Raw genomic sequence first — 7656 nt, 5'->3', positions numbered from 1 at the left:
TTAGCAGGCATTCACTTTTTCTGAATATCATTATGTTATATTATACCAATATGCGTTTTAAATGCACAACAGCTTATTAGAAGCAAAAGGCATCATTATTCTCGGTGCTGATTCAAAATTTTACAGTTTCAACACTAATAAAATTCACCTAAAACGCGCTTTATCTGAAGCGAGAGTAGCTACTGCTCCCTATGAAGTCATTTCCGATGCTAACCATGTCCAAGGAATTTGCGAGCGACTCAGTACACCCTTAATTGTAAAACCAGCAATGCTGTCTGGAGGTAGCTATGGGCTTTCTTTGAAGTCGGTTGTCTACAGTAATGAACAGATCAGCACACAGGTTAAATATTTACTACAACCAAATCACGGAGGAATGGTATTTACACCCGACAGTATCTTTGTCGAACAGTTTATCAATGGTCTTGAATTTACCGTCTTTCTCATCGGTTCTTATCAGCAGCCAGAAAATATCAAAATCTATCCACCTGTAGAAATTATTTTTAATTCTGACTTACCCGAAACCGAACAGTTTTTATCGCACGATCGCTACTGGGGAAAAGATGAGGGAAAAACATCTTGGCAAATGGAAAAACCCTTTGTTCATTACAAACTCGTTGCTTCTAAGCTGAGTGAAAGACTTTGTGATTTAGCTAAACGTGCTTACTGTGCAGTAAGTGGCAATGGTTATGGACGGGTAGATATACGAATGGATAAAGTATCTCAAGAACTATTTGTCTTAGAAGTAAATGCAAACTGTGCCATTTCTTCCAAATCTTTCTCTACCTTCCTTGATCCATTAGAAACACCAGTTGGTACTATCTTGCATCTTTCTGATACGCCCTTTGCACAACTGATGTCAGAAATCATTGCTGAATCTTTGGCTAGAAATTATAAAAAGGCTCAACCATTCAATCAAAATGAATCTAATTTGGTTTCTCAAAGAACTGAATAAATACATCGCTCCCTACAGATGGTTAGCCAGTATTCTCATCGCTCGTGGACTTTTTGAGGCAGCCTTTGACTCCTCAATTAGAATTAGCTTAAAGTTCATTATCGATGCTGCCATCATTCCCCAAAATTACCATCTCCTGATTTTAATTCTTCTATTATTGGGTGCGGGAGCGATTTTGTTTGTGTTCATCGGATTATTGGGAGATTTCTGGGCAGCACGGTTTAACATTTCCGTCACCAACAATATCCGCCATTCTATGTTCGAGCGCCTGCAAAACCTGTCTATGGAGTTTTTTGGGCGACGTTCAGCCGGAGATATCGTCAACTGTTTTTCAGCCGATACCGAAAAAGTAGAAAATAGCTTGCTCTACGGACTAATCCTAATTTTAGAACTCTCTAGCATCGTATTTTCTACTATTTTTATGTTTTTCCTCAATTGGCAGTTAGGTCTAATTAGTTGTATCGGGTTAACCTTTTGTGTTCTTGCACCCGCCCAAGTTAGTCAAAAAGCAACGCAAAAAAACTATCAACTGAGAGACAAACAAGGAGAAATTGCTAATGTCGTTCAAGAAAATATCCTCTCTCAATCAGTTGTTAAACTGTTTGGCTTGCAGCCCAGAACAATTAAGAATTTTTCCAAGGATTTGCAGACACTAAAAAAAGTTTATGTTCAAGCCAAGTTTTCCTCTTATTTAGTCCAAAGGATTCCCACTCTAGTCTTTGTCTTTGTCCAACTAGCCGTTATCAGTATCGGCGCGGTTATGACCTATCGAAATATCATTACAGTTGGAACCCTCGCCTCTTTCCAAGTTTTATTAGTAGGTTTAAATTTAAATATTCTCAGCTTTACCTTTTCCCTCCCCTACCTCATAGAAGGCATAGCTGGGATGCAACGCATTAATATTTTATTGGCTGAAGTTCCCCAAGTCCAAGACGCACCTGATGCGATTGAATTACCTCATTTTTCCCGTGAAATTAGCTTTAATAATGTGACCTTCAACTATTCCTCAGATAGAAAAGGCGTTAATCAGTTATCCCTAACCATCAAAAAAGGAGATTTTGTGGTATTTGTCGGACATTCCGGTGCGGGGAAAAGTACCATTGTTAATCTCCTAACCCGCTTCTATGACCCCAATCAAGGTAGTATTCTTTTTGACGACATTGATTTGCGTTCCTGCACTCAAAAATCGCTGCGCGAGCAAATTGGGCTGGTTTCTCAAGAGGTAATTTTATTTAACACTTCCATCCGTGAAAATATCAGAATGGGCTATTTAGAAGCCACCGATGAACAAGTAGAAACCGCCGCCAAAAACGCCGAAATTCACGAATTTATTTTGACCTTACCCCAAGGTTACGATACCCCTGTGGGTGACAGAGGCGGACAGCTATCGGGGGGACAACGGCAAAGAATCGCCCTCGCTAGAGCATTAGTTAGAAATCCTGCTATTTTGATTTTAGATGAAGCTACCTCAGCCCTCGACCCATCAACAGAAGTTGAGATTATGAATACGATCGAACACCTTACTAAAGAACTTACAATTATTATGATCACCCACCGTATGGCTCATGCCCTGCGTGCTGATAAAATGTTTGTGCTGGAAAATGGCAGTATTGTGGTATCAGGTTAGCCATACAGATTTGATTCAACAAAAAAGAACCCGTACCACACTTTGGCAACAAGTTAATGGGGGAAATACCGATGCTATGGGAATTGCCAGTATCTAGGGCGGTGCAGTCAAATCAAAATATAATAAACTGCTACGCAGCTTAACAGTCACCCTGGGTTCTGAGGGAAGGGTTGAGGGTAGCCCCTCAACCCTTCCCCGCTAAAAATATTAGTGTTATTTTCGATCGTCGATACAGGGCGAATAATTTTTGACGATCGACAAACAGTTCCGTCCATCAGCCGTTCTCTCGTAACTAATACTGTCTGCGATGTCTTTGATTAATTTTAGACCCCGCCCGCCCGGAGAGTGAACATCGACTTTTTCCGAAATATCTTTGATTTTTTTCTCTAAATCAAACGGATCGCCCGAGTCCCAAATTTTAATCTCTAAAGATTCAGCGAACACCGCCACCTGAATGTCAACAGGCAAATCCGCTGGTTTGCCCTTGTGGGCGTGACGCACCGCATTCGTAAAGCCCTCAGCCAAAGCTAACTGGCACCTTATCCACACACTTGTAGGAATTCGCGAGTCGTACAATTGTGCAAACCACGACAAAACCCAGCTTAATCCATTCAGACCTGTATTGACTTGAATATCCGCTTTTTTTAGCATCGGCAACTTTTCGGAACCCTTACCCTTTAATTCAATCACGCTCACCACAGAAGTTCTTCATCGGCCGGTGGGCAAAATACAACGAGACAAAATACAACCCTATAAAATACAACGAGACAAAGTATAACGGCGGCAAAATTGAATGGTAGTTTGAGGATACTAGCTTTGGTGGGCCGTGGATAAATGTCTAATCCACTAATCGGTTGGTCACTATACCATAAATAGCATTTTTATGTCAACCAGCGCCTGTGGCAAATAAAAGTCTATAAAAATTTATATTCTGAGTATAAACTGAGTGAAGTTCGATCGCGCCAAATTTCCATCAAATTTTAACGTAAATTGAACTCAACGACCCGCCCTCAAAAGCAATTACCTCGAAAGCGATGTCAATAAACTATACTCAATCTCAGACAAGGGCGCTGACAGGATATATTTTAAATGACCCCCAGACCTTGAAAAACTTGTAGTACCTAAGTGCCCATGTTTCAAATTCTGGTTATTGACGATGATACGGCTGTTCAAGAACTGCTGAGAAGAACCCTGAAAAAACAGGGTTACGAAGTAACAGTAGCAAGCAATGGCGAAGACGGTGTAGCCCAGGCGCAAAAATTGCGTCCGGCCCTGATAATTTGCGATTGGATCATGCCGCGCTTGACCGGCATCGATGTCTGCCGTCGAGTTAAGGCAGATCCGGATCTGTCAACTACACAATTCTTTTTGTTGACTTCTTTGGGTTCGATCGCCGATCGAGTCAAAGGCCTCGACGCCGGTGCCGACGATTTTATCTCGAAGCCGATCGAACTCAACGAGTTACAGGCGAGAGTACGCGCCGGATTGCGGCTGCACCAACTCAGCCGAGATTTAAAAATTGCCAAGCAAAATCTGGAAGCAGAGTTAGCTGAGGCGGCCGAGTACGTGCAATCACTGTTGCCAGATCCGATGACGGAACCTTTCAGCATCGAGGCAAAATTCATTCCTTCCCGGCAGTTGGGGGGAGATTGCTTCGACTACAACTGGCTAGATGGCGATTATTTGGCAATTTACTTGCTAGACGTAGCCGGTCACGGTTTGCGGGCGGCGCTGCCTTCTGTGGCCGTGCTGAATTTGTTGCGATCGCGCACTCTGCCCAACATTGACTATTACAAACCCAGCGACGTTTTGCGCGCCCTGAACACCACCTTCCAGATGAGCTACCAAAATGACAAGTATTTCACCATCTGGTACGGCGTTTACAACCGCATTTCTCGCCAGCTAGTTTATGCCAGCGCCGGCCATCCACCGGCCGTGTTGATTTCCCAGTCGCCTGCGAGCACTGCTAAAATCCAGCGATTAAAAACCCCCGGAATGCCGGTCGGAATGTTCCCCGACGCCCCCTATGTCGATAATTGCTGCGATGTCGAGGATTTGAGCACTCTCTACATCTTTAGCGACGGGGTATACGAGATCCACCAACCTGACGGCAATATCTGGGGGCTTGACCCTTTCGTAGATTTGTTAGCAGCTTACAACGGTGCAAGTGCCGACCAGTTAGAGCTGGTTTTGAACTACATTCAAAAGTTGAACGCTAAAGCAGTTTTTGATGATGATTGGTCTTTACTCAAGGTAAACTTTGGCTAGCTGATTTCTTGCAGCGCATCTGCGACAAAATAGCAAGAAGGCAGCAGCCAAAAGATTTAGTTAGTTGAGAGAATTTTGCTATTAAAAGCATCGCGGGTCGGAAATATCTCGAAAACTCGATCCATGCTGGTGAGTTCAAATAAGATGCGGATTTGCTCGTTGATAGAACAGACAACTAATTGACTCCCAGCGGCCCGGACTGTTTTGAGCGCCAAGACTAAAGCGCCCAAACCAGAACTATCCATAAATGTCACATCAGTGAAGTCTATCAATACCACATCGGCTCCCGCTTCCACTAGGTCGCTAATCTCTTGGCGGAATTGACTTGCCTTGGTGCCGTCTAAAATGCCAGAGGGCTGAATAATTTTAACTACAGGACTCATATTTTGCGGTGGGAATGTCAGAATTTCTAGCCAGACTAGGCTAGTATAGCTGCGAGATGGACTCTGATCCAAATAAGAGAGGGGGAAAGCACCAGAGCCTGAGAGCGGGAGAATAGTTTTGAGTGCAAAAGATGGTGCTCGTCGCGGATCGTAACGCTGCTCAGAGTCGCAGCCCTTCGCCGGGAGTGAATTTTAAGATAGGGACAATCTTTGTCCTGCCGAAGGCCTTCTGGTATTAATCAAACTGGGCTAACTTTGGCGCGGTAGAGCAGTTTTTCGCCTTGTCTGTAGCCTGTGTAGCGGACTTTGACGGGTTCTCCGGGATCGGCTGTTCCTTCCATGAGCTGGTGCTGTTGGGGGTTGTAGGGAATCTCGGCTCCGACTGGGGCGATCGACTCCACTCCCCAATGCTCTAATAACTGCTCGACGGGCCGCAGCAGGGGCAGTAGTTTCTGAGCCCGCAAGTTGTGATTTTCCTGAGCTTTGCTTGCTGCAGTCGGCCACTGCAACATCCAAGATTCTAAAATTTGCACGCTAGATAGCTGGAATTCTTGCATCAAAGATTCTCGCTGCTGTTCGATCAAAGCTTGCAGGCGCTGATATTCTTGTTCGAGGGCACTCGGTGGTGCCTGTTCTAACTCTACATAGTTTGGCGCCAAGGTTGCGAGCAGTTCGGTTAAGGAAATTTGCAAAGCTTGACTAATTTTGAGCAGGATGTCGGCTCGGGTTTGCAAAGCTAAGCCGCGACGCAGGCGACTTAGCTGGATGTCGGAAACTCCTGCTTTTTTGCTGAGTTCTCGATCGCTCGAAAGCCCCGCCTGTTCCATCAGGCGTTGCATTTGAGGAGCATAATCTGGAATATTGGCAGTCACGAAAAACTCATCCAAATTAACTATTAGCCGGGAAGTCCCGGGTGTATATTTAGAGGGGATTAATCAGAGCGCTGTGCCCCGTACCCCGTTGGGAATTACTCCTTGGGATGAAAGGCTCGTCGGGTTTCGGTACCGAAACCGACAATTATTCTTTTATACCCCAAGATGATCGGGAAATACTCTGATACTATATTAGCAAGTGGGGGTGGAACTACCTCACTATAAAAAGCCTTTGAAAAAAAGGAAAAAGAAGCCTGCGGTCTAACTGTACTCAGTTGACCGTCAGGTTTGTTCACTAAATGGACATATTCTCGATCGTAAACTGTCACGAGCCTTAAGGAAATACATCTGTGGGGCGGGCTCGGACGCCCACCCCACAACTTTTTTTGTGGCTATTTGACGGCAACTTTTTCGGCGGTGGCTGTTGCAGTTGTCGCAGAACCTTGCAAATGCGCTTCTAGGAACCACAAACGCTTGTCAATTGTCCGCGAAATTTCGGTGTAGAGATCCGCTGTATCGGCATCGCCTAGTTCGTCTGCTTTGCCGATGGCGACTCGCAAGTGTTGGGCGTAGGGTGCGTAGCGATCGGCCAAAGCCGTCACATATTCTTTCCCGTCTAAAATGTCGAAAGGAAATTCTGGCAAAATCGAATCTGCAGCGGCTGTGCGGGCTGTTCCTACAGCCAAACCGCCCAAAGCTGTGACCCGTTCGGCAACCAAATCGATGTATTCTTCGAGTTCTGTTGCCATTTCGTCAAATAGCAAGTGCAACTGGTAGAAGTCCATGCCTTTAACGTTCCAGTGAGCTTGCTTGACTTGAGTTTTTAAGTCCAGAGTCGTTGCCAGCGTGGCGTTGAGCAGCCCGACTACTTGAGAGCGGGTGGCTGCTGACATATCGATGCGGGTAGGGTAAAGATGTTGTTTGTGGTTGTTGGTAGTCATAGGTTTTTAGCTTGTTATTAGTGATTGTCGATCGAATATCTTAGAAAGGTTTGGGCGATCGAATGTTTGCCTGTCGTGAATTTCTATTGAGAGGCTCAGGCTAAGTGCATCTGCAACACCGCACGGGTAGCTCGGCGTACTTTACAGCGGATAGTTTCTAAACCGAGACGCTGGCAAGCTTCGTAGCGGTGGCAGCCGGAAAATCCGTAATACTGTCCATCTACTTCTAGCACATCGATGGGTTCGTTTAAACCTACCTCGCGGATGGATTCCATGAGGGCGGCTACTTTGGTTTGGTCGTTGACTCGCGGCAGGGGGCGGCGAATCTGGTTGAGGGGAATTTCTTCTATCCTCATGGCGGGTCTCTTTTTTGCTTGTACTTAAATCATACTCGTAATGACTTCGACTTGGCAACAAAAATTAGGACTTACGCAAAAACCTGGTTTCTGCGGGGAATATGGGGGTTAGAAAATCCCAACTACTGCTATCTGGCCCGAAAATCCCATACAAATAGCTATGAATTGGCAACACTCAGCACAGACAGGATTTTTCATGCCTTTCGATAGATCGATCGACCTCAACCTTCTAGGTACAGTAGGAGAAAAGATAAATT

General features: G+C 45.0%; 8 protein-coding genes. 3 read left to right on the top strand and 5 right to left on the bottom strand.

Annotation, left to right across the window (positions count from 1 at the left end):
• Window positions 1-61 precede the first annotated feature (61 nt).
• Window positions 62-952 carry an ATP-grasp domain-containing protein gene (locus tag QUB37_RS22890; RefSeq protein ID WP_333166479.1) on the top strand — a complete coding sequence of 297 codons (891 nt, stop codon included), beginning with the start codon at window positions 62-64 and terminating at the stop codon, window positions 950-952.
• Entirely contained in the window at window positions 918-2579 is a 1662-nt protein-coding gene (locus tag QUB37_RS22885) for an ABC transporter ATP-binding protein (protein WP_333166476.1), read from the top strand. Before QUB37_RS22890 ends, QUB37_RS22885 begins: the two co-directional genes overlap by 35 nt.
• Before the next feature lie 213 nt (window positions 2580-2792).
• Here QUB37_RS22885 and QUB37_RS22880 read toward each other — a convergent pair whose 3' ends face one another.
• The gene (locus tag QUB37_RS22880) at window positions 2793-3278 is read right to left on the bottom strand and encodes an ATP-binding protein (protein ID WP_333166473.1); all 486 of its coding nucleotides are present in this window, start codon (window positions 3276-3278) and stop codon (window positions 2793-2795) included.
• A gap of 432 nt (window positions 3279-3710) precedes the next feature.
• Here QUB37_RS22880 and QUB37_RS22875 point away from each other — a divergent pair, with 432 nt between their 5' ends.
• Window positions 3711-4847, top strand: a complete 1137-nt coding sequence (locus QUB37_RS22875) for a SpoIIE family protein phosphatase (protein ID WP_333166469.1) — start codon at window positions 3711-3713, stop codon at window positions 4845-4847.
• 56 nt (window positions 4848-4903) lie between these two features.
• On the opposite strand, the gene QUB37_RS22870 is transcribed toward QUB37_RS22875, so the two are convergent.
• The 4 genes from QUB37_RS22870 to QUB37_RS22855 all read right to left on the bottom strand — a co-directional run bounded on the left by QUB37_RS22870 (window position 4904) and on the right by QUB37_RS22855 (window position 7399).
• A complete protein-coding gene (locus QUB37_RS22870; RefSeq protein WP_333029330.1) occupies window positions 4904-5230 on the bottom strand; it encodes an STAS domain-containing protein in 327 nt (108 codons plus the stop codon).
• A gap of 239 nt (window positions 5231-5469) precedes the next feature.
• Window positions 5470-6102, bottom strand: a complete 633-nt coding sequence (locus QUB37_RS22865; protein ID WP_333166466.1) for a helix-turn-helix transcriptional regulator — start codon at window positions 6100-6102, stop codon at window positions 5470-5472.
• A gap of 392 nt (window positions 6103-6494) precedes the next feature.
• Window positions 6495-7043 carry a DNA starvation/stationary phase protection protein Dps gene (dps, locus tag QUB37_RS22860; RefSeq protein WP_333166464.1) on the bottom strand — a complete coding sequence of 183 codons (549 nt, stop codon included), beginning with the start codon at window positions 7041-7043 and terminating at the stop codon, window positions 6495-6497.
• Between the two features lie 95 nt (window positions 7044-7138).
• On the bottom strand, window positions 7139-7399 hold the full coding sequence (locus QUB37_RS22855) for a sulfiredoxin (RefSeq protein ID WP_190656154.1): 261 nt from the start codon (window positions 7397-7399) through the stop codon (window positions 7139-7141).
• Window positions 7400-7656: the final 257 nt, after the last annotated feature.

Origin of the sequence: Microcoleus sp. AT3-A2 (genome assembly GCF_036705685.1) — a bacterium.
Classification (GTDB): Bacteria; Cyanobacteriota; Cyanobacteriia; order Cyanobacteriales; family Microcoleaceae; genus Microcoleus.
The sequence above is the reverse complement of the archived record's forward strand: the minus strand, read 5'-3'. Positions and strand labels throughout refer to the sequence as shown.